The organism is Providencia burhodogranariea DSM 19968, assembly GCF_000314855.2.
In the GTDB taxonomy this organism is placed as follows: Bacteria; Pseudomonadota; Gammaproteobacteria; order Enterobacterales; family Enterobacteriaceae; genus Providencia; species Providencia burhodogranariea.
Genome location: NZ_KB233223.1, coordinates 450,167 through 473,399, shown reverse-complemented (window position 1 = coordinate 473,399; position 23,233 = coordinate 450,167). Strand labels below are relative to the sequence as shown.

Here is a 23,233-nt window from a genome sequence, read left to right as displayed (position 1 = left end):
CCGCATGCTCCTCTGCTAAACGAAGTGCTTCTTGACGCTCATGCTCGGCTTGCTCTTCAGCCGCTTTAATTGCCGCTAGCTCGACTTGACGTTCGTGTTCAACTTGTTCATTAGCCAAACGAAGTGCTTCTTGACGATCATGCTCGGCTTGCTCTTCAGCCGCTTTAATTGCCGCTAGCTCGATCTCTTTTTCAGCATCTACTTTTTGTTGTTCTGCTTCTTGTTGTTGAGCTTCTTGTTGTTGAGCTTCTTTGTCGTCTTTACGACCAAAACCCAACCATGAGAAAAAGCCTTTTTTCTTATCTTTAGCCATCAGCCACTACACTCCTCGCGGTAAAAACATGGCGCTTAATAATTATACCCTTCATACATCAAGTTACATGCCATAATGTTGGAAATCCGACACTGCTCCAGCTACCTAATCACATATTCATATATGCTCATCCGGCTTTCTTCAATGGGGTTATTTTGACAGTCGCCTACATACAACTTGATTTATTTTGTGTACACATCGCAATAAAATTACATGCAGTCTATCATTTCATCGAGCAGCAACACATATCTGAAAGAAAAATCATAACAATTTAATCTGATTTTTAAGTTAAAACTGTGAAAATGACGCGCTACAATAGGCTTAATTAATTTTTAAAGTTCAGCCAAGCTGAGCAGCAATGGATATTATGGCAAAAAAACCACAAAGTGCCTCTTTAGGCCAAATACGTATTATTGGTGGAAAATGGCGTGGGCGAAAACTCCCAGTCCGTGATAGTGAGGGCTTACGCCCTACGACAGATAGAATCAAAGAAACATTATTTAATTGGCTAATGCCTATTGTTCGAGATGCCCGCTGCCTTGATTGTTTCGCTGGTAGTGGAGCTTTAGGGTTTGAAGCGCTCTCACGTTTTGCAGATACCGTCACTTTTATTGAATTAGATAAACAAAATACGCAATTACTGACTGAAAATAAAGCTCGCTTACAAGCCGAAAATGCCACAATCATCAATGGTAATAGCCTCATGGTACTTAACCAACTGGGTAACGCTTTTGATGTGGTGTTTATCGACCCGCCTTTCCGTAAAGGTCTACTCAATGAAACTATTGAATTATTAGAAAAAAATCAATGGCTAGCCGATGAAAGCTGGATATATATTGAGTCAGAAGCGGAGTCATCACTTACTAACATTCCAGTAAACTGGCAACTTCATCGTGAAAAAATCGCAGGCCAAGTTGCTTATCGTTTGTTTATTCGTCATTCAATTAAGGAAGAAAGCCATGCTAATTAATACAGGCAGAGTATTAATGATTTGTGTTTGGAGCTTTATGGTATTTAATTTAATTCATCCATTCCCTAAGCCATTGAAATACTTCATGGATGTTGCCATGGTATTTATGGTGTTTATGCATGCACTGCAAACCATTTTCTTAAAAGCGACCCTTGCAAAAGGGGAAAAATTATCGAAGGTACTGCAAACACGTATTTTCTTCTTTGGTGTCTTTGAGATGTTAGCGATGCAGAAAAAGCAGAAACAAACCTTAGATGCAGCAAAGAAAAAATCTTAAATCAATCGGAATCAAATCGGATAAACCTTGTGCCCTGCATATGAAGTGTTCCTTGGCTTCCTTTTTCAATACTCTGATACTGGGATTCATTCACAATCACTTTGATCGTCTCAGAATGATCTAATGGTTTAAAATAAATCTCATATCGAAAAGTTTCAGGCGAAACAACATCACGTTCACGAGAACGCATATTTGGATAAGGATAATCTTTTTTGTTTTCAACAATAACCGAGTAGCTGACTTGCAAGGCATGATCATTAATTTCATTTTGCTTGCGCTGGTCAAAAAAACGTTTAGTGGCAAATACCGCTATAATCGCCAGAACAATAATCAGTAAGATGGGTTTATTCATAAATGTCGTTTTGTATTTAAAGTAAGCATGAGTATATACCCAAAATAATTCAATATGCAGCTAATGACATTTGGTTTCTCAAGCTTTTTGCAGTCATTAATTAAGAAATATAGAGCAATTTTAATGTTCTAATAGGTGATATACGATAAAAAACGGCTCTACGAATCTATCCCAAAATACATAAACAGCAATCTGACTAGTACAAATAATCACAGTGCTATATTTAAAGCACACGCGCTACAACTTGAACTATGACGAGTATAGTTTATCTTATTTACAATTATGGAAAATCATCACGATTACTTCATTCACTTGAATTTATAAGGATGTGTTTATGATTAGTTGGCCATTCCTTGCAGTACTCTTCTCTGGTTGGCTGTACGTTGATGCCGCTTATCGTGGCCCTAGTTGGCAACGTTGGCTATTTCGTCCCATTACACTGTTGCTATTGTTACTTTGGGGATGGAACGCCGAATTTTTAACTGCTCAAGGTTATTTGATCCTTGCTGCTTTGGCTGTGTCATTAATCGCTGACATGATAAGAATGTTATCAAGTGAGCGCTTACTTACTGCTTTAGGCTTGATGTTTGTTAGTTATCTCCTCTATACCATCAGCTTTGGCATGCAGCTCGACTTTAGCTTATATCTCCCTTGGCTACCTGTCCCACTCGTTATTGCTGCTATCACTTTAGTGGTGATTTGGACTAAGCTGGAAAACCTCCAAGCTGTCGTTTTTGCCCTACTTATCATGAGCATGATTATGGCATGGGTTGCAGGAGATCAATTCTTTGGCCTAGGACGTGATTATAACTTCTCAATAATGGTTGGCGCATTTTTACTGTTTATATCCAACTGTATCTGGCTGATTGCTCGCTTCAGATTCCCATTCAAGGCATCTAAAGCTATTGTGGCTACGCTCTATTTCCTTGGGCAATTCTTTATTATCCGAGCGATTTACCTACAATAATAAATTGAGCCAATTGATAAAATTCTCAAATAGCATTTTTTGTCAATTGGCCTACCCGCATTTATTTGACTCTAGAGTAGACTCCAAAGTATAGACTTATCAATATTGATTAGGTCAATCATTTGATAAGGGGTCGCATATGCACTCACATAACCATAAAGAATCACATAAACATACAAGTTCTTGCTGCTCCAGCAGCAGTTGTTCATCAACGGCAATTGAAAACAATCAAAAAGTTAGCAATGACTCACATACCCATGAACACAATGCTGTAGAGAAACACCCTGACGACGATGAGGATTATCACCAGCAAGATAGTTGCTGCACGACACCTCATCAATCTCATGACCATAATCACTCTAAACATCAACACAGTGGCAGCTGCAGCGTACCTAATGGTACTGAAAGTGATACTGCTCCCATACAAACGGCTGAGCAGCGTTTCAATTGGATAATTCGCGGTATGGATTGCCCAAGTTGCGCTCAAAAAATCGAAAATGCGGTTAAGCAAATTAAAGAGGTCAAACAAGCTAAAGTTCTGTTTGCTACTGAAAAATTAGTCGTTGATGCAAATAGCGACATCAGTGCAGCAGTACGGGTAACCGTTGAAGCCGCGGGCTATGAATTGCTTAAAGTAGGCGGCAACAATGCAGCAACGATCGCCCCACCACCAAGTCTTCTGAGTGAAGCGAAGCCTGTTATTATCTTGGCTATTCTAATGGCTATCAGTTGGGGCATTGAGGCCATCAACCCTCAAGTAGGTAATATTGCATTTATTCTAAGTACATTGTTTGGACTCTATCCAATTGCGCGTAAATCATTACGTTTAATGCGCACAGGATCCCCATTTGCGATCGAAACATTAATGACCGTTGCTGCTATCGGTGCCATTTTTATTCAGGCAACCGAAGAAGCTGCAATGGTGATTTTACTGTTTATGTTGGGTGAAATGTTGGAGTCTTACTCCGCAGGTCGTGCTCGCCGCGGGGTTAGCGCATTGATGGCACTCGTCCCAGAAGAAGCGGTATTAATTAGCGATGGTCAAAAAATAATCGTCCCCGTTTCACAGTTACGCCCGGGCGATATTATTGAAATAGCCCCCGGAGGCCGTTTACCGACAGATGCTGAACTGGTCTCTGGTTTTGCTAGTTTCGATGAAAGCTCCTTAACAGGAGAGTCTGTACCGGTTGAACGTAATATTGGTGAAAAAGTGGCCGCAGGCTGTTTATCTGTCGATCGCGCTGTACAGATGAAAGTGGTATCAGAGCAAGGTAAAAATGCTATCGACCGTATTTTGCAGCTAATTGAAGAAGCAGAAGAACGCAGAGCCCCTATTGAGCGCTTCGTCGACCGTTTCAGCCGTATTTATACACCGATTATTATGCTCTTTTCCGCATTAGTAGTGATTATTCCACCTATCTTCTTTGGTGATTCATGGGAAACATGGATCTACCGTGGTTTGACACTGCTGTTGATTGGTTGTCCATGTGCGCTAGTGATATCCACACCGGCAGCAATTACCTCAGCATTAGCCACAGCAACGCGTCGCGGTGCTTTAATTAAGGGCGGTGCTGCACTCGAACAATTAGGCACTATCACAACAATTGCGCTAGATAAAACTGGAACCTTGACGGAAGGTAAACCTCATATCACTGATTTAGTGCCAGTTGATGGTGTTACTGAAAGTGAATTAGTCCGGATCACAGCTGCCGTTGAGGCTGGTTCACATCACCCACTTGCAAAAGCAGTCGTTAATAAAGCAGCTGAGTTTTCTATCACTGTGATTGAAGCCGATGATCGCAAAGCATTAGCAGGGAAAGGTGTTGAGGGTTATCTCGATGGTAAACATATTCTTGTCAGCGCACCAAGTAGGCTGGATACGCCTCTTGATACTATTTGGCAAAATAGGGTTGAATCACTCGAGGCCCAAGGCAAAACAGTCATTGTCACTGTTGAAGATAACCGAGTTATTGGTCTAACTGCGCTACAGGATACCCTACGTAGTGATGCCCTTGATGCCATGAAAATGCTTAAAGCCTTAAACGTCAATGCAGTAATGTTAACCGGTGATAACCCGCGAGCAGCGAGTGCTATCGCAGGTCAACTTGGTATGGAATATCGTGCTGGCTTATTACCTGAAGATAAAGTGACTGCGGTTATGGAATTGAATCAAAACCATAGCACAATGATGGTTGGTGATGGCATTAATGATGCCCCAGCAATGAAAGCGTCTAGTATCGGTGTGGCAATGGGAAGTGGTACCGATGTTGCGTTAGAAACAGCAGATGCTGCACTAACACATAATCGACTCACTGGTTTGCCGGAAATCATTGCTCTATCACGAGCAACTCGTAAGATTATTCGTGAAAATATTACTATCGCGTTAGGCCTAAAAGCGGTCTTTTTAGTCACCAGTTTATTGGGTATCACAGGTCTGTGGGTTGCAGTACTCGCTGACTCAGGTGCAACAGCTCTCGTGACAGCTAACGCAGTACGTTTACTGAGAGTTAAGTTACCGAGAGTTGAAAAATAGTTTGTTGACCTTAATTATACCAAAGCGCCTTTGTGGCGCTTTTTTGTTATAAATACTTACCCCATTAGTAGTCAACTAAGCAACTATTGGTTTTACACTTTCTTTTTTTAAATCGACTGTAATTAATTCTTTTAATTCAACAAGTAATAGCATCTAACTACATCAAGGTAAAATTCATGTTTATCGATAAAATTAGGAGTAACTTTTTAGGATAGCCTTCTGGCATCCATTAATATCGGCGGAATATTTGGACATAGATAAGGCACTAAATATGGCTGATAAACAAACGACAACACCACACGACTCTGCTTTTAAACGTTTTTTGGCTCAGATTGATCATGCTCGGGATTTTTTTGATATCTATTTACCAGAAAATATCAAATCTCTCTGTGACTTTAATACATTGGCACTCACAAGCTCTTCTTTTATTGATAAAAAACTACGGACTCGCCTGTCTGATGTACTTTATTCGGTACAAACAGAGCTTGGCGACGGCTATCTCTATCTCCTAATTGAACATCAATCAACACCTGATAAATTGATGAGTTGGAGGTTAATGCATTATGCTTTTTTGGCAATGAATCAGCATTTACAGCAAGGTCATAAAACCTTACCTCTCGTTGTTCCTATCTTGTTTTATCATGGTCGTGCATCCCCTTATCCTTACCTAAAAACTTGGACACATTGCTTCCCTTGGCCAAAGCTTGCAGACGAGCTCTACTTCAAACCCTTTCCTTTAGTGGATATCACTGTCATTGATGATAATGAATTAGTTAATCATCGAAAGATTGCCGTGATGGAGCTCGCACTGAAACATAAAAGTTTACGAGAAGGCTATAAGAAAGTGACAAGCCTGCTCGCACAGGCTCTAAATAGGCACTATAATAATAGTGATGATGTTGCCACTATTCTAAATTACTTGTTTGTAGTTTTGGATTCACCAAATCACTACGAGCAAATTATTCTGCTACTGAGTGAACAAATTGAAAGCAATAAGGAGGCTGTAGTGAATATTGCACAGCGTTTGCAAGATAAAGGCATACAAGAGGGTAAAAGAGAAACTGCTCAGCAACTATTAACAATGCAAATAGATGTGGAAATAATCCTTAAAGCAACAGGATTAACACATCAAGAGCTACTGTTGCTTGCCCAAGAGAATGCGAAATATACTCAGTCATAATCAAACAAAAAGACTAACGCTCACTCAAGGTACGCAATAGTGCCGCATCTTGATAGCATCATCAAAACTATGGGCGGATTTTGTTGACTACTACATAGGGATTATCGTGAATATTGCACAGCGTTTGCAAGATAAAGGCATACAAATAGGTATACAAGAAGGTATACAAAAAGCTAGACGAGAAACTGCACAACAACTATTCAAAATGAAAATAGATATTGAAATAATACTTAAAGCAACGGGATTAACTCATCAGGATCTTCTATTACTCACTCAAGAGAACACGGTATATTCTCAGCAATAATCGAATAGATAGGCTAGTTATCATCGACTATTGAAACTAGATATGGTTGATCTTTGAAAGTCTATTTTTATTCGAATTAACAACCTTTACTTAAAATAAAAAAACAAGATGAATAATTCGCTACTTAGTGAATTAAGAAAAATCACCACAACACAATTAAAAATGACAGCGAACCAACCCGAAGGATTTTTACGGGTTGCTTAGGTTTCAGTGATTTTTTTAATCATGCAAATACGTAGCATAATAATATTTCCGCCATCATAATTTAATGCAGCATAAACGATCAGTTACCAATACTGTTATTTCATACATCCAATCATTGCCGTCATAAAAACAGGTACGATAACCACTCGCGCAATTTAACCGATATGCAGATTAATTTAAGATTTATAGTCCTGCAGACTTTTTGCGTAACAGATAACGGTAAGGTGCTTGTTCGGCTTCAGCAGCGAGTAACTCGTGCTCCATAAAGCGACAAAAACCCGGTATATCACGAGTCGTTGCAGGGTCATCCGCAATAATCAGTAACGTATCTCCTGCATTCATCCCACGAACTGTTTTACGCACTAACATAACTGGCTCAGGGCAACGTAAGCCTAGTGTATCAAGGGTTTTTGTGGCATTTGAAAATAAATCAGACATAACAAGACTTCTTAAAAATAATTGATATTTTGATTATATAATAAAAACTGCTTTACTGGTCTAACAGTTTTGCTTTTGTTGCGCAACGAGCGTATGATGCGCTCTTCCCCAATTTGGGGCAATATTTTTATGGGTTCCCTCACCCCATTGCTACTTAAAAAGGTACAATATGTTTACTTTTACTACGCAGCAACGAGCCACTGCGCTAATTTGGCTATCTTTGTTCCATGTTTTAATTATTACCTCCAGTAACTATCTTGTGCAGCTACCGATGAATATTTTCGGTTTCCATACCACATGGGGGGCGTTTACCTTTCCGTTTATTTTTTTGGCAACAGATTTGACTGTGCGTATTTATGGCGCGCCTCTCGCTCGCCGTATTATTACTGCGGTGATGTTACCAGCACTTCTGATCTCTTATGTGATTTCCGCATTATTTTTTCAGGGTGAGTGGCAAGGTTTCGCTTCACTGATGGTATTTAATCTATTTGTTGCACGTATTGCCGCCGCGAGTTTTATGGCTTATGTGCTTGGTCAAATATTAGATGTGAGTGTGTTTAACCGCCTACGCCAAAATAAACGTTGGTATGTAGCACCTGCATGCGCGATGTTTTTTGGTAACTTAATCGATACTATCGCCTTCTTCTTTATTGCATTTTATCGCAGTAGTGATCCATTTATGGCGACCAATTGGGTTGAGATAGCTTTAGTCGATTACACATTCAAGCTATTTATTTGCATGTTGTTTTTCTTGCCAGCTTACGGTGTATTACTCAATTTTATTTTGAAGTATTTCTTTGCTAAGAACCAAGATCAACGACTCGCCAATCAATCTTGATCATGCTTGATGAGGGAGAAATAATATCCTCCCTCAACTCCCTAAATAATTCAAATTGCAGCTAATTTCATATCAGCAATGATGATTTAATCATACTGAAAAGTGCCATTTTGTCACTTTTAGCATCATTTTATCTATAAATTTGAATTAAAAAGGTGACAGAAATACCTGCCAAAATTACTGATCTAACTCTCATTTTATTGGTTTTCTCCATAAATAATTTTATAGCCGTGATAGTCTGATTGCACAATCGAAATGATTCGCGCTATTTACATTTCAATACAAACAAAAAAGAACACAAACGAACAGAAATAACCATCGTCCTCTATCCTCTGGAGCCCGTAAGATGAAAAAACTGATTAACCGTGTTGAAGATATCATCAATGAAGTTAATTTAGGCTTGATTGCTGCTCACCCTGAGTTACGCCTAAATGTCGATCCCACTTATCTTGTCCATAAAGATGCTCCAATTAACGGTAAAGTAGGACTATTATCCGGTGGCGGTAGTGGCCACGAACCTATGCACAGTGGTTATATCGGTCAAGGAATGTTAGATGCCGCTTGCCCTGGGGAAATGTTTACCTCCCCAACTCCCGACCAGATGATGGAATGTGCGATGGCTATCGATAGCGGTGAAGGCGTGTTGATGATCATCAAAAACTATACTGGCGATATACTGAATTTTGAAACAGCGGCTGAACTCTTACATGGTGCAGGCACTAAAATTGCAACTGTGCTAGTCGATGATGATGTCGCTGTAAAAGATAGTCTATACACCGCGGGACGTCGTGGCGTTGCTAATACTGTTTTGATGGAAAAAATCCTCGGTGCTGCGGCATGTAAGAACTACACACTCGATCAGTTAGTCGAATTAGGACATAAAACCAATAATAACGGATACAGTTTAGGTGTCGCTTTGCATGCCTGTACTGTACCTGCTGCGGGAAAACCGTCTTTTGAATTGCCAGATAATGAGATGGAGTTTGGTGTCGGGATCCATGGTGAACCGGGAATTGAACGTCGTAGATTCACAAACTTAAACGACACTGTTGACCAAATGTTTGAAACGTTGATCAGTAATGGTCATTACGAACGAGTGATCCGTCAGTGGGATCGCCAAGAAGGTTGTTGGCAAGAACATAAACAAACCAAAGAACCACTAAAAAAAGGCGATCGTGTGATTGCTCTTGTGAATAATCTCGGCGCCACGCCATTATCCGAGCTTTATGCTGTATATCATCGTTTACAAACTTGCTGTAACAACTTCGGCTTAACCATCGAACGAAATCTAGTTGGCTCATACTGCACTGCCCTTGATATGCAAGGTGCGTCAATCACCTTATTAAAAGTAGATGATGAGGCCTTAATGCTGTGGGATGAACCAGTTAATACGCCTGCTTTGCGCTGGAAAATATAATATCACTCACAGCTTAATTAATGGCCAAATAAGGAGTAACCACTTCATGAATTTAACACAGAAACAGATCTACAATTGGCTGATACAGTGCTCACAGACCTTTGCTCGTGAACAAAATAATCTTACTGAACTCGATACCGCAATTGGTGATGGTGACCATGGCCTCAATATGAATCGAGGGTTTCAAAAAGTTGCTGAAAAACTACCAACAGTTGAAGATAAAGATATTGCGACTTTGCTCAAAACGACAGGAATGACACTGCTATCCAGTGTTGGAGGAGCTAGTGGTCCACTATTCGGTACGTTTTTTATTAAAGCAGCTCAAAGTGCATCTGACAAAGAAAGTCTAAGCGTTGCTGATTTTGCTGAAGTAATCAAAGCAGGCACTGAAGGTGTCGTATCCCGTGGCAAAGCAGAGCCTGGCGATAAAACAATGTGTGATGTTTGGTGGTCTGTAAGTAAAGCACTAGAAAACACAACTTCCCAATCATTGAATGATGCAATAACAGAAGCTGTCGAAGCAGCAAAACAAGGCGTTGAAGCAACTGTTCCTATGCAGGCTCGTAAAGGGCGCGCTAGCTATCTTGGTGAACGCAGTATTGGACACGCCGATCCCGGTGGTACTTCAGTATTGCTCATGATGAAAACATTACAACAATCTCTAGATTAATCAATAAACTGGCGATGTAATAAGTAGTATTTCGTCGCCAGTCTTATTATTATCTATTCAGCTCATAGCAAATATCATCGTAAACAAAACCACTAATTTCATAATTTTCAGCGATGATTTTTTGCATAGAAAATCCATTTTTAATTAGTACTTTTTCAGACGCTAAATTTCCTTCTGTCACAATCGCAATAAATGAGCGGATTTGCGCATATTCCGGCTTTGATAGCAACATGTTCAATGCTTTTGTCGCAATACCTTTCCCTGAGAATTTCGGATCAATCATATAGCCTATCTCCCCCACTCGCTGTTGGTTTTCAAAAGACAAACAAAACCCCATAAGTCCCATTGGCTGACAAGTTTGAATATCTTCAATCACTAGACACAGCCAATGATCAGAATTTAAATTCCATTCAGGTAGTCGGCTTTCAAAAGCGGCTAGAATCTCTTTTTCTGTTTTTGGATTAGAGACAAAGCGCAAGACATCTAAATTAGAATAAAGCTGAAAAAAGAAATCTTTATCTTGGCGGGTCAATTTTCTGAGTGTAAATGTGAGATCAATTCCAAACATGTAAAATCCAGCGTTTTAATCGTTTAAAGAAAGAAAATTTTCTTATCACTATAAACGACAATAAAGCCAGTAAGCAAAATAGATAACATAGTGAAGTAATCGAATATTCAATACGCCAATACAAAAAAGGGAAATAGGCTAAAGTCTATTTCCCTTCGAGTTAGCTAATATTAAAGGTCTATACTCACGTAATTCGAATAGTAGCTAGACGTAATCAGCCACTCGTCCTGTCGAAGCATGATGAGTATATTTTTTATAATGCTCTTGCTAGCAGGCTAATTGGATGTTCACATTTTTTACTGGTCGACATCTCAATCTGCCATTTACAAGTTTCGCAGTCTGTAATCACCATATCAGCACCGCTTTCTTCGATTTGACGGAATAGGCCTGCACCAATACCTTGAGAAACCTCATAATTTTCTTTCTTAAAGCCATAAGTTCCTGCAATACCACAACATTGCGAGTCAAGTACCAGCAATTCCACTCCTGGAACACGCTTAATCAATTCCAAGGTATAAGAAGTCCACCCCATTTTTTCCATATGACAAGGAGTATGATAAACGACTTTCAATGGGGTATGTTTGAGTTTTAGCTCACGCCCTTGCTCCAACAGGCGATAAATATAGCGAGTTGCTAACTCAATATTGTCTCGCAATTCAGAAGTATCAACGTCCAGAACATGAGTATATTCGTCACGAATGGTAAAGGTACAGGTTGATGATGTCGCAACCACAGGAATATGTTTTTCAAGAATAGTTTCTTGCAGCGACTCTAAATTAACGTTTGCTTGGCGTTTGGCTTGCTTCATAAATCCATTAGCAATCAATGCTACACCACAACATTTTTCACGTTTCAGTAACTGAACACCAATGTCCATCCCATTAAAAACTTTGATCAAGTCTTTGCCGAGCTGAGGATGGTTGTAATTCACATAACATCCGTGAAAGAATGCAACTTGCTCATCGAATTTTTGTTGTTCAGCAGCTTGTTTTGCATACCAACGACGGAAAGTACCAAATGAATATTTTGGTAACTCTCGACGATGGTCAATTTTCAATGCTTTATCGAGAATTTGGCGAACGGGTTTTAATCCTGTAATGGCATTCACAACAGGTGCGAATGGCGTTGACAGACTTCCCATTAGGTCAGTGTGGCTTAATATCGCATCACGAAGTTTGGGTTTTTGCTGGCTATAGCTATTACGAGCACGGGCGATGATATCGCCAATTTTCACATCAGATGGGCATGCGACTTCACAACGCTTACAGTTGGTGCAATATTTCAATGCTTCGTCATACAGCATCGGGTCTTTTAGACGCAAACGTTCGCCATCAGGGCCAGCTTGCTTTGGTCCTGGGTAAAGTGGATTTACCTTCGCAACAGGACAGTACGTAGTACAAACCGTACATTTAATACAGCTTTCAAAGTTTCCATCCTGAATACTCATGGTGTCACCTCCGCCTGCAAGGCTTTTTGTTGTTCAAAATAGCGAATAATTTCACCAGCCGCATGTAATCCACTGATCAGTGAAACGCCTGCACCACAGCCTTCCGTTAAGGGATCAAAACCACCTAAAACTGCCCCTGCTACATACAAGTTTTCAATCGGCTGCCCATCTTTTTGTGCGCGTAGTTGCTGATCAGTTTGCACACCAAAAGTCATATAGGGCTGTGAAGCGAAAAATTCTTTGTTCGTCCACTGTGCGCGTGGTGGAATATGGCACAAATCGAGATCCATTAATGGCTCATAAACACGATCAAACTCGGCAACTAAACCATTATTAAAGAAACTACCCGTTGCAAGGACAAACTGGGATGCTTTGAGTGAAATATCACCATGGTTACGCGTAGTGACAGATTCAATGCATGAACCAACGCAATTCACAGAAGTAACTTTATCACCCGGCATTATGATTCCACCTTGCCGACGAAATTGGCGTAAAAGGGTCTCATGCAAGCGGATCCCTAACAATGAAGGTGGTAATGTTGGTAGCAAGTAGATAGGTTTTCCGAGTTGTTTTTGTAGCTCAAGTAAAGGCTCTTCACTGTCTAAGCCAATACAGGCTGGCATAAAAATAGTATCCGCATCAGCAATTAATGGTGCGATTTCTGCCACTATTTGTGCCATATTTTCGGGTCTATCTAGCCAACGTGCCACATTGATCGCTCTGAATTCGCTTGGGTTTTCCCTAAGTCTATCGAGGAGTGGTAAATGAACATAATGAGCACTAGCAGGAATGCCTTCACGCTGTAATTCAGCAGAGACCATTTGAGGCTGAAAATCTAAGAAACCTTCAATCCCAACGACTGCAATTTTTCCTTTGTTCATTTTTTGATGAAGGCCGACAGTAGGCACAAATTCAGGGCTTAGCCACGTTGAGCGCTTATGGCCTAAGGGAGTGATGCGATAATGATTTTCATCACTCGAACCTTTAAGTTTCATTCCACTTTGCTGTAATAAAGTTTCAGCAAGGTGCGTTAACTTAATCACCTCCAACTTACCCAAACGACTATAAGGGTGTGTAGGTGCTTGCTCACTGAGTTCATCTAATGCTGTAAGTGGTTTCTCTACAACATGACCATTTGGTAATTGCGTCAGCAAGTCGAGTGAACCTGAAGAAAAATGCAGTGCATTTTGTCCTGCACTGACAATCGTACATGATAAGCCTGACTGAGTTAAACGAATGCCACAAATAAGGCCTGCTAGCCCCCCGCCTATAACGACTGTATCATATTTCATTTTCAGTCTCCTTGTCAGATACCTTACCTAATGTACTTTCATTCATGCCACATAACCCATGATAAACCCAACTGGTAAATTCACTTTCACGCAACGCATTTCCCCATGCGATTGGTCTCACGCCCTTCCAACGCTCATTCAAGAAATGACCTAACTGTTGTTCAGTTTCATGCGGTGTTGTCACATTAAAACGGTTTAATAAACCCGCTGCACGACATGCACAAAGTTCACCTTGACAAGTCCCCATTCCCACGCGAGTTCGACGTCTTAAGTCTAGCAAGTTATTTACAGTGAGCGAATTTATGGCATAGCGAATTTCACCCGCCGTGACGGCCTCACATTCGCACACTAGGCTTTTATCTAACCTATCAGTGCTCAAAATTGCCGAGGCTCTATCACCATGGCGATAAACGGCTGAGCCACGAATCGATGCTGGAATAGAAACAACATTACGCAGAGATTCTTCCGCACTGTTTTGTGAACCCGGTAATGCAGCCTCTGCGGTAGTACATTTCGCAATATGACCCAATTTTTCACAGACTTTATCTGTTGCCCATTCAGCCATTAGGCGATAGGTCATTAATTTACCGCCAGTGATAGTAATAAAATTTTCAAGCCCATCACGTTTAGCATGGTCGAGTAAAACAATACCGCGACTCACATTACGCCCTGATGGGTCATCATCACTTGCCACTAAGGGGCGGACACCTGCATACGCACGTAAAATACGCGTTGTCGCCAGCGCAGGTGAAAGCATGGAGCCTTCACGGATCAAAATATCCACTTCTTCTGGCGTTACATGCATATTATCGATTTGGTCATATTCAATATGAGTAGATGTTGTCCCGATAAGAGAAATAGTGTCACCCGGCACTAAAATATCGGCGTCAGCTGGCTTACGGCAGCGATTGATAACCATATTATTTAAGCGATGACCAAGAATGAGCAATGCACCTTTTGCAGGGAACATTTTGATTTTTAAATCCGCATATTCTGCGATTTTTTGACCCCAGATACCGCCAGCATTTACTACAATTTCCGCATAAATTTCATATTGTCGTTTTGCTTGATGGTCAAAGACGGTCACACCACGCACTTTATCGCCATCACGGATCAATCCTATAACTTCATGGTACGTTAACACCTTCGCACCATGCTCGCGTGCATCCAACATATTTGCTGCGGTTAAACGAAAAGGATCCACTGTGCCATCAGGCACTCTGACAGCACCTATAAGATGTGGATTAACGGACGGTTCCAGACGAATAGCTTCCGCAGGATCAATCGCATTGGCATCAATACCCGCAGCTTGGCAAGCCAAGATAAACTGTTGCTGATATTCAAGGGAATCTTCAGGCAAGGTAATAAACAAGCCATCGGTTCGCTCAACACAATGATGTGCAATACGTTTCAGTATTTTATTTTCTTCAATACACTCTCTTGCTGATTCACCATCAGTGACAGCATAGCGAGCACCACTATGCAGCAAGCCATGGTTTCGCCCTGTTGCACCTGTCGCAATATCATGCCGCTCAAGTAAAATCGCTTTCAAACCTCGGCGGGCGCAATCACGAGCAACACCAGCACCTGTTGCGCCACCACCTATAATGATGACATCAGTTTCAGTCACAGATGAGCCATTCATGTCGCATTCCTCACATTAATCAACATCACTCATAGTTATTAGTGTAGTTTCTATTTTTATAATCTATCGTTAAATATAGACAAGAAACGTGCGGCGTGTTTGATAAGGAACAAAAACGAAAGCAATTAAGTCAAAAAAAGCAATGAAAAGGAAGAAACCGTGAAGTAAATCACAATAAATCGACGAGTTATTGTTTCTTTTCATTCGCAAATGACTTTAACTATGCGGCCAATAAATAAAACAAATATTTGTGGACTAGATTACAGATAAAATGTTTTTTTATGATTAACATAAGAGCGTTTATGAAAGTAAATGCTCGACAAAGAAACAAAAAACTTTCGTTTTGTTACTTCATCAATAATAAAAAACTCGTTTTCTTTTATCAAATCGAATAAACGAACTGAGTTCATAACAATTAGCATGCCGTCGGAGGCTATATGTTAAGCATATTTAAACCAGCACCTCACGCTCCGAGGTTGCCCGCAGAGAAGATAGATCCTGTCTATCGTCGACTTCGTTGGCAGCTTTTCATGGGAATTTTCTTTGGTTACGCAGCCTATTATTTAGTCAGAAAAAACTTCGCATTAGCAATGCCTTATCTTGTTGAAGAAGGGTTCTCCAAAGGGGACCTAGGTTTTGCATTATCAGGGATTTCTATTGCATACGGTTTTTCTAAATTTATTATGGGATCAGTATCCGATCGTTCTAACCCGCGTGTATTCTTACCCGCAGGTCTGATCCTCGCCGCCGTTGTGATGCTTATTATGGGCTTTGTGCCATGGGCAACCTCTAGCATCATGATCATGTTCGTATTACTGTTCATATGTGGTTGGTTCCAAGGCATGGGTTGGCCTCCTTGCGGACGTACCATGGTTCACTGGTGGTCACAAAAAGAACGTGGTGGGATAGTCTCTATTTGGAACTGTGCTCACAACGTCGGTGGTGGTATTCCTCCATTACTATTCATACTCGGTATGGCATGGTTTAATGACTGGAAAGCCGCGCTATATATGCCTGCAATCGGTGCAATCCTTGTTGCCTTAGTTGCCTTTGCCTTAATGCGTGATACCCCACAATCTTGTGGCTTACCTCCGATTGAAGAATATAAGAACGACTATCCACCTGACTACAAAGCAACTGATGAAGAAGAATTAACAGCGAAAGCAATCTTCATGAAGTATGTGTTCCCTAACAAACTTCTGTGGATGATCGCGATTGCTAACGTATTCGTATATCTGCTGCGTTACGGTGTTCTTGACTGGTCTCCAACTTATCTACGTGAAGTTAAACATTTCACGATGGATAAATCTTCTTGGGCTTACTTCATGTATGAATATGCAGGTATCCCAGGCACACTTCTGTGTGGTTGGATGTCTGATAAAGTCTTCCGCGGAAACCGTGGTGCGACAGGTGTATTCTTCATGACACTGGTAACTATTGCGACCATCGTATTCTGGATGAACCCTCCGGGTAACCCAAGTATCGATATGGCTTGTATGTTGATTATCGGCTTCCTAATCTATGGCCCTGTCATGCTAATTGGTCTGCATGCTCTTGAGCTAGCACCTAAGAAAGCAGCGGGTACGGCTGCAGGCTTCACAGGACTATTCGGTTACCTTGGTGGTTCGGTTGCGGCAAGTGCTATTGTTGGTTATACCGTTGACTACTTCGGTTGGGATGGTGGCTTTGCCGTCATGATCGGTGGTTCAGCGCTAGCTGTTGTTCTACTATTCGTTGTAATGCTTAGCGAAACTAAACACAAACGTGAATTAGCAAAAGAGAACATGAGCTAAGGCTCTAATATCCGTTCACGCTAATACACTATACCCTACATAATTTGAGTTACAGCTAGGTAGCAAAACGAAGTAATCCATAGAAACATAAATAACTATGTGACGAGGATCGCTGAGAATAGCCCAACACACTGGCAACTTGAAGTGTAAAGAATACAAGCTCGGGGCTATATCACATTGTGATATAGCCCTTTTTTTACCTAAAGAAAGTGACAAGGAGATACAATCATGACCTTCCCATTAAAAACATTAGTGGCGAGTATGGTTCTAGTGATGTCAGTTTCAGCTGTGGCACAAGCAGCCGAAAAAGTTGTTATCGCTCATCGAGGTGCAAGCGGTTATCTACCGGAACACACTCTACCAGCTAAAGCAATGGCTTATGCTCAAGGCGCGGACTTTTTAGAACAAGACCTGGTAATGACCAAGGATAATGAATTAGTGGTATTGCATGACCATTATCTTGACCGTGTAACCGATGTTGCTGAGCGTTTTCCAAATCGCGCTCGTCAGGATGGACGTTATTACGCCATTGACTTTACACTTGACGAAATCAAATCACTAAAATTCACCGAAGGGTTTGATATTGTTGATGGTAAACAAGTCCAAAGCTACCCTAATCGCTTCCCGATGGGCAAATCTGATTTTCGAGTCCACACTTTCCAAGAAGAAATTGAATTTATTCAAGGTTTGAATAAATCAACGGGTAAAAACATTGGTATTTACCCTGAAATTAAAGCGCCATGGTTCCACCAGCAAGAAGGCAAAGATATCACCAAAAAAACGCTAGAAGTCTTGAAGGAATATGGTTATACCGATAAAGCATCGAATGTTTATCTTCAATGTTTTGATGCTAACGAACTCAAACGCATCAAAAATACGCTCATGCCAGAAATGGGCATGGATGTGAAGCTTGTCCAGCTTATTGCCTATACCGATTGGAATGAAACGCAAGAGCAAAAACCTGATGGTTCTTGGGTTAATTATAGTTATGACTGGATGTTTGAACCAAATTCAATGAAAGAAATAGCTACCTACGCAGATGGTATTGGCCCAGATTACCATATGCTGGTCAGCGAAGATTCAACGCCAGACAACATTAAGCTAACCGGTATGGTTAAAGACGCGCATGCAAATAATATGGCAGTGCACCCTTTCACTATTAGAGTTGATAAATTACCAAAATATGCCAAAGATGGTCAGCAACTATTTGAAATTATTTATAATCAAGCAGATGTTGATGGCGCATTTACTGACTTCCCTGATTTAGGCGTACAGTTCTTGCAAAAGCAGAAGCAACATCAATAACGATGCTACTTGCAACATAGTTAAGTAGTTAAGTAGTTAAGTAGTTAAGTAGTTAAGTAGTTAAGTAGTTAAGTAGTTAAGTAGTTAAGTAGTTAAGTAGTTAAGTAGTTAAGTAGTTAAGTAGTTAAGTAGTTAAGTAGTTAAGTAACTCAGTAACTAAAACATATACCCTAAATAATTCGAGCTGTATCTAGGCGGCAAATGAGCAAATAGCTAGGAGCATACACAAGTATGTGACTAGCGTGAGCGAATGCAGCCAACAACGAGACAGCTCGGAGTATGACGGGGAGATCCTCCTAAATAATTCGGGTTATATCTAGGCGACAAATGAAGCTATCCCAAGGAGCATACATAAGTATGTGACTTGGGTAGCTGAGTGCAGTCAACAACGAGATAACACGAAGTATGACGGAGATTAGGCAATTGTGACGGGAAACGCAATAACCTCGCTGATCTTATCGGCATTTAATGCCAACATAATCAGGCGATCGACCCCTAATGCAACGCCAGAACATTCTGGTAAGCCATGTGCCAGTGCTGCCAATAGATATTCATCAATCGGATGGACAGATAGGCCCATTGCAGCACGTCGGCGATTATCTTGTTCGAAACGTTGACGCTGTTCGCTCGCATCCGTTAATTCACGGAAACCGTTAGCAAGTTCCATACCTTTGAAGTAAACCTCAAAGCGCTCCGCTACACGATGATCTTCCGTACTAATTTCAGCTAAAGAGGCTTGTGTTGCGGGGAAATGATAAACAACCGTGGGTTTTTCTTGCCCAATATGTGGCTCAACACCCATGGTGAAAAGTAATTGTAATAGAATGTCTTTATCTTCTTCTTGATCAGCCACATTACTCAAATCTAAACGAGCAGCAACTTCTCTTAATTCACATTTTTCAGCTGAAAGCGGATCAATGTCTAAATGGCGTAAAAATGCTTGTTGATAAGAAAGTAATTCAGCACTTTCACAATCGAGCACTTGCTGAAGTAAGTCATCGACCTCATTAATTAAACGATACATATCATAATGTGGACGATACCATTCAAGCATCGTAAATTCAGGGTTATGATGTCGTCCAGATTCTTCATTACGAAAACTACGACAGAGTTGGTAGATTGGCCCGCTGCCAGCAGCAAGCAAACGCTTCATATGGTATTCAGGGCTTGTCATCAAATAAAGATCGATTCCTTGTGCTGCCCCAGGTCCTACAAAACGTGTATTAAAGGGGACAAGGTGAATGTCCGTGATGGTTGCCTGACTCATTGCAGGAGTTTCAACCTCTAGTACACAGCGTTCAGTAAAAAAACGTCTGATTTCAGCAATAATTTTTGCCCGCTGTAACAGATTAGCGATGGGTGCGCTTGGCTGCCAGTCCGCTACTTCACTCATTAAAATAACTCCAAAATAAACATAGTCACGCAGTTTACTCATCTCTTGTGTTACAAACAATGCATTCACATTGTTCTGATACTGCTTGTTTTTGATAATACGGTCATCACACCGACAAAGTAACAAAAATATAACAAGATGAGGCAAATAATGCGTGATTATCCTCTGCTTTCAACAATTAGGCAAAAACGTTTTCATAACAGGTAAACTTGATTTAATTTTAGAATCAAAAGCATGATTATTTCTTATGTGATGTTAAGTCAATGTTACAAGTATTTATCTTTATATTTTCCTTAAGAAAGGTTTAACTTGATAGCTTTAAAAATAAAAATAAATCGTCAATAACAATAAATTTAATTCGCGATTGAATATTCAGAATGAACAAAATAATTCAATAAAATTTTTGCTATTATTCGCTTTACACTCATCACGCAATAACCTTTAAAAGAGTTTTAAACGCTGAGTCTTAGGTTAAGAATAATGGTAATCATTTGAATTTACGTTTTATTGTTGCTTATCAAACTTAAAATGCCACTCATGAAAAAACAATTGATAAAACCTTGGCGTAGATCACGTTTTATAAGCTAAATTGACTAAAACCCCCCTCTATATCAAATTTATCCTGAACATGATTCGCTATAATTCACAGCATGATAAGTCATTATTAGCTATTATATTATTTACTATTAAAAAAGAGCGATTTTGCAGTATCACATTGAACGACGCTGACAAACAAATAGCTAAGCATCAAAAGTATTTAACAGAATTTATCAATTTACACTTGAACAATGGAGAAGCGCAGTGCAAACCTTCAATGCCGATTTAGCGATTATCGGGGCCGGGGGCGCAGGCTTACGTGCAGCGATTGCTGCCGCAGAAGCAAATCCCAACATCAAGATTGCTTTGATCTCAAAAGTTTACCCAATGCGTAGCCATACTGTGGCCGCAGAGGGGGGATCAGCCGCAGTTACTCAGGCCCATGACTCCTACGACTATCACTTTAATGATACGGTTTCTGGTGGAGACTGGCTGTGTGAGCAGGATGTCGTCGAATATTTCGTCGAACACTGCCCAACAGAAATGACCCAACTGGAACTGTGGGGCTGCCCATGGAGCCGTAAACCTGATGGTTCAGTCAACGTTCGCCGCTTTGGTGGAATGAAAATTGAACGTACTTGGTTTGCTGCCGATAAAACCGGCTTCCATATGCTCCACACCCTTTTCCAAACATCATTAAAATACCCTCAAATTCAACGTTTTGATGAACATTTCGTTCTCGATATCATTGTCGATGAAGGACAAGTTCGCGGCCTTGTTGCACTGAATATGATGGAAGGCTCCAAAGTTCAAATCCGAGCTAATTCTATCATTATGGCAACAGGCGGTGCAGGACGCGTTTACCGCTACAATACCAACGGCGGTATTGTGACAGGTGATGGTATGGGTATGGCTTTCCGCCATGGTGTCCCACTACGTGATATGGAGTTTGTTCAATATCACCCAACGGGGTTACCAGGTTCTGGGATCTTAATGACTGAAGGTTGCCGTGGTGAAGGTGGTATCCTTGTCAACAAAGATGGCTACCGCTATCTGCAAGATTACGGAATGGGACCTGAAACACCTCTCGGGAAACCTGAAAATAAATATATGGAACTGGGTCCTCGTGACAAAGTTTCACAAGCCTTCTGGCACGAATGGCGTGCAGGCCGCACTATCAGCACTCATCGTGGTGATGTCGTGTATCTTGACCTTCGTCACCTCGGTGCAGAAAAATTGCATGAACGTCTACCGTTTATTTGCGAATTAGCAAAAGCCTACGTGGGTGTTGACCCAGTAACTGATCCAATCCCTGTTCGCCCAACGGCTCACTACACTATGGGTGGTATCGAAACTGATCATAACTGTGAAACGCGTATCAAAGGCTTATTTGCCGTGGGTGAATGTTCATCAGTTGGTCTGCACGGTGCGAATCGTTTGGGTTCTAACTCATTAGCTGAATTAGTGGTATTTGGTCGCCTTGCGGGCGAACAAGCAGCAAAACATGCCGCTGAAGCAACACCAGCTAACGCAAATGCTATTGAAGCACGCACTCGTGATATTGAAGATAATCTAAACAAACTTCTGAACCAAAAAGGTAAAGAAAGCTGGTCTAAAATCCGCGATGAAATGGGATTATCAATGGAAGAAGGCTGCGGTATCTACCGTACTCCTGAATTAATGCAAAAAACTATTGATAAGATTGCTGAATTGAAAGAACGCTTCAAACACGTCGAAATTACCGATCATAGTAGCGTGTTCAATACTGACCTACTTTACACCATCGAGCTAGGATTTGGCTTGGATGTTGCAGAGTGTATGGCGCATTCAGCGATTAACCGTAAAGAATCCCGTGGTGCACACCAACGTCTCGACGAAGGTTGCACTGAGCGCGATGATGTGAATTTCTTGAAACACACATTGGCATTCTATAACCCTGAAGGCACTCCTCGCCTAGAATACAGTGATGTGAAAATTACGAAATCTCAGCCAGCAAAACGTGTTTATGGTGCAGAAGCTGAAGCTCAAGACAAGGCAAAGAAGGAGCAAGCTAATGGATGATATGAAACACTTAAAAATGGAGATCATGCGCTACAATCCAGAAACGGATAATGAGCCCCATTTAGTGGCATATGATGTCCCTTATGATGAGCAAACCTCGTTGCTGGATGCTTTAGGTTATATCAAAGATAACCTTGCACCTGATCTTTCTTACCGTTGGTCATGCCGTATGGCGATTTGTGGCTCTTGCGGCATGATGGTTGATAGCGTACCAAAATTGGCGTGTAAAACATTCCTGCGTGAATATCCACAAGGAATGAAAGTTGAGCCGTTAGGTAACTTCCCTATCGAGCGCGACTTAGTGGTCGATATGACTCACTTTATCGAACGCTTAGAAGCTATCAAACCTTACATTATTGGTAATGATCGTAAACCGTCTGATGGTCCAAATAAACAGACTCCAGCACAGATGGCAAAATACCATCAGTTCTCTGGCTGTATTAACTGTGGCTTGTGCTACTCCGCTTGCCCACAATTTGGTCTTAACCCAGAGTTCTTGGGACCAGCCGCAATTACACTCGCAGAGCGCTACAATCTGGATAACCGTGACCACGGTGCTAAAGAACGTATGCCATTGTTAAATGGTGATAACGGTGTCTGGAGCTGTACGTTTGTAGGCTACTGCTCTGAAGTCTGTCCTAAGCATGTCGACCCTGCTGCTGCAATTCAACAAGGTAAAGCTGCCAGTGCGCAAGACCTTGTTATCGCCATGCTGAAGCCACGATAAGG

At 41.0% G+C, this 23,233-nt stretch carries 20 protein-coding genes and 1 pseudogene; 13 read left to right on the top strand and 8 right to left on the bottom strand.

The window, feature by feature from the left end; all coding sequences use genetic code 11:
- Positions 1-313, bottom strand: a pseudogene (locus tag OOA_RS12785) (signal recognition particle-docking protein FtsY); the annotation flags it as partial.
- A 367-nt stretch (positions 314-680) separates the two neighbouring features.
- On the opposite strand from OOA_RS12785, the gene rsmD reads away from it, so the two are divergent.
- Positions 681-1,283: a 16S rRNA (guanine(966)-N(2))-methyltransferase gene (rsmD, locus tag OOA_RS12780; protein WP_040691588.1), complete on the top strand. Its 603-nt coding sequence runs from the start codon at positions 681-683 to the stop codon at positions 1,281-1,283.
- Positions 1,273-1,560: a DUF1145 family protein gene (locus OOA_RS12775; protein ID WP_008912568.1), complete on the top strand. Its 288-nt coding sequence runs from the start codon at positions 1,273-1,275 to the stop codon at positions 1,558-1,560. Before rsmD ends, OOA_RS12775 begins: the two co-directional genes overlap by 11 nt.
- Before the next feature lies 1 nt (position 1,561).
- On the opposite strand, the gene OOA_RS12770 is transcribed toward OOA_RS12775, so the two are convergent.
- Entirely contained in the window at positions 1,562-1,912 is a 351-nt protein-coding gene (locus OOA_RS12770; RefSeq protein ID WP_008912567.1) for a DUF2500 domain-containing protein, read from the bottom strand.
- Between the two features lie 334 nt (positions 1,913-2,246).
- Between OOA_RS12770 and OOA_RS12765 the strand changes: the two genes are divergently transcribed.
- The 4 genes from OOA_RS12765 (at position 2,247) to OOA_RS12750 (ending at position 6,896) form a co-directional block, all read left to right on the top strand.
- On the top strand, positions 2,247-2,879 hold the full coding sequence (locus OOA_RS12765) for a lysoplasmalogenase (RefSeq protein ID WP_008912566.1): 633 nt from the start codon (positions 2,247-2,249) through the stop codon (positions 2,877-2,879).
- A gap of 139 nt (positions 2,880-3,018) precedes the next feature.
- Positions 3,019-5,412 (top strand): zinc/cadmium/mercury/lead-transporting ATPase, encoded by a 2,394-nt coding sequence (locus tag OOA_RS12760; RefSeq protein ID WP_008912565.1) that lies wholly within the window; start codon positions 3,019-3,021, stop codon positions 5,410-5,412.
- A gap of 271 nt (positions 5,413-5,683) precedes the next feature.
- The gene (locus OOA_RS12755) at positions 5,684-6,592 is read left to right on the top strand and encodes an Rpn family recombination-promoting nuclease/putative transposase (protein WP_008912564.1); all 909 of its coding nucleotides are present in this window, start codon (positions 5,684-5,686) and stop codon (positions 6,590-6,592) included.
- A 49-nt stretch (positions 6,593-6,641) separates the two neighbouring features.
- Positions 6,642-6,896, top strand: a complete 255-nt coding sequence (locus tag OOA_RS12750; RefSeq protein WP_201764595.1) for a hypothetical protein — start codon at positions 6,642-6,644, stop codon at positions 6,894-6,896.
- 387 nt (positions 6,897-7,283) lie between these two features.
- Here OOA_RS12750 and tusA read toward each other — a convergent pair whose 3' ends face one another.
- Positions 7,284-7,538 (bottom strand): sulfurtransferase TusA, encoded by a 255-nt coding sequence (tusA, locus tag OOA_RS12745; RefSeq protein ID WP_008912562.1) that lies wholly within the window; start codon positions 7,536-7,538, stop codon positions 7,284-7,286.
- A 169-nt stretch (positions 7,539-7,707) separates the two neighbouring features.
- Here tusA and OOA_RS12740 point away from each other — a divergent pair, with 169 nt between their 5' ends.
- From OOA_RS12740 to dhaL, 3 genes are all read left to right on the top strand, one after another.
- Positions 7,708-8,376: a 7-cyano-7-deazaguanine/7-aminomethyl-7-deazaguanine transporter gene (locus OOA_RS12740; protein ID WP_008912561.1), complete on the top strand. Its 669-nt coding sequence runs from the start codon at positions 7,708-7,710 to the stop codon at positions 8,374-8,376.
- Between the two features lie 346 nt (positions 8,377-8,722).
- The gene (gene dhaK, locus OOA_RS12735) at positions 8,723-9,793 is read left to right on the top strand and encodes a dihydroxyacetone kinase subunit DhaK (RefSeq protein ID WP_008912560.1); all 1,071 of its coding nucleotides are present in this window, start codon (positions 8,723-8,725) and stop codon (positions 9,791-9,793) included.
- A 46-nt stretch (positions 9,794-9,839) separates the two neighbouring features.
- Entirely contained in the window at positions 9,840-10,463 is a 624-nt protein-coding gene (gene dhaL, locus OOA_RS12730) for a dihydroxyacetone kinase subunit DhaL (protein WP_008912559.1), read from the top strand.
- A 49-nt stretch (positions 10,464-10,512) separates the two neighbouring features.
- Here the strand turns inward: dhaL and OOA_RS12725 are convergent, their stop codons facing one another.
- From OOA_RS12725 to glpA, 4 genes are all read right to left on the bottom strand, one after another.
- The gene (locus OOA_RS12725; protein WP_008912558.1) at positions 10,513-11,031 is read right to left on the bottom strand and encodes a GNAT family N-acetyltransferase; all 519 of its coding nucleotides are present in this window, start codon (positions 11,029-11,031) and stop codon (positions 10,513-10,515) included.
- Positions 11,032-11,284: 253 nt separating this feature from the next.
- On the bottom strand, positions 11,285-12,478 hold the full coding sequence (glpC, locus tag OOA_RS12720) for an anaerobic glycerol-3-phosphate dehydrogenase subunit GlpC (protein WP_008912557.1): 1,194 nt from the start codon (positions 12,476-12,478) through the stop codon (positions 11,285-11,287).
- Entirely contained in the window at positions 12,475-13,770 is a 1,296-nt protein-coding gene (gene glpB / locus OOA_RS12715) for a glycerol-3-phosphate dehydrogenase subunit GlpB (RefSeq protein WP_008912556.1), read from the bottom strand. The genes glpC and glpB overlap by 4 nt, the downstream gene beginning before the upstream one ends.
- Positions 13,760-15,415 (bottom strand): anaerobic glycerol-3-phosphate dehydrogenase subunit A, encoded by a 1,656-nt coding sequence (gene glpA, locus OOA_RS12710; RefSeq protein ID WP_008912555.1) that lies wholly within the window; start codon positions 15,413-15,415, stop codon positions 13,760-13,762. Before glpA ends, glpB begins: the two co-directional genes overlap by 11 nt.
- A 437-nt stretch (positions 15,416-15,852) precedes the next feature.
- On the opposite strand from glpA, the gene glpT reads away from it, so the two are divergent.
- Both glpT and glpQ read left to right on the top strand, forming a co-directional pair.
- Positions 15,853-17,208 carry a glycerol-3-phosphate transporter gene (gene glpT / locus OOA_RS12705; protein WP_008912554.1) on the top strand — a complete coding sequence of 452 codons (1,356 nt, stop codon included), beginning with the start codon at positions 15,853-15,855 and terminating at the stop codon, positions 17,206-17,208.
- 228 nt (positions 17,209-17,436) lie between these two features.
- Complete coding sequence (gene glpQ, locus OOA_RS12700; protein WP_008912553.1) at positions 17,437-18,513, top strand: glycerophosphodiester phosphodiesterase; 1,077 nt, start codon at positions 17,437-17,439, stop codon at positions 18,511-18,513.
- 415 nt (positions 18,514-18,928) lie between these two features.
- Here glpQ and epmA read toward each other — a convergent pair whose 3' ends face one another.
- Entirely contained in the window at positions 18,929-19,906 is a 978-nt protein-coding gene (epmA, locus tag OOA_RS12695; RefSeq protein WP_008912552.1) for an elongation factor P--(R)-beta-lysine ligase, read from the bottom strand.
- Positions 19,907-20,707: 801 nt separating this feature from the next.
- On the opposite strand from epmA, the gene frdA reads away from it, so the two are divergent.
- Both frdA and OOA_RS12685 read left to right on the top strand, forming a co-directional pair.
- Entirely contained in the window at positions 20,708-22,504 is a 1,797-nt protein-coding gene (gene frdA, locus OOA_RS12690; RefSeq protein ID WP_008912551.1) for a fumarate reductase (quinol) flavoprotein subunit, read from the top strand.
- On the top strand, positions 22,497-23,231 hold the full coding sequence (locus tag OOA_RS12685; protein WP_008912550.1) for a succinate dehydrogenase/fumarate reductase iron-sulfur subunit: 735 nt from the start codon (positions 22,497-22,499) through the stop codon (positions 23,229-23,231). The genes frdA and OOA_RS12685 overlap by 8 nt, the downstream gene beginning before the upstream one ends.
- The last annotated feature ends 2 nt before the right edge of the window (positions 23,232-23,233 follow it).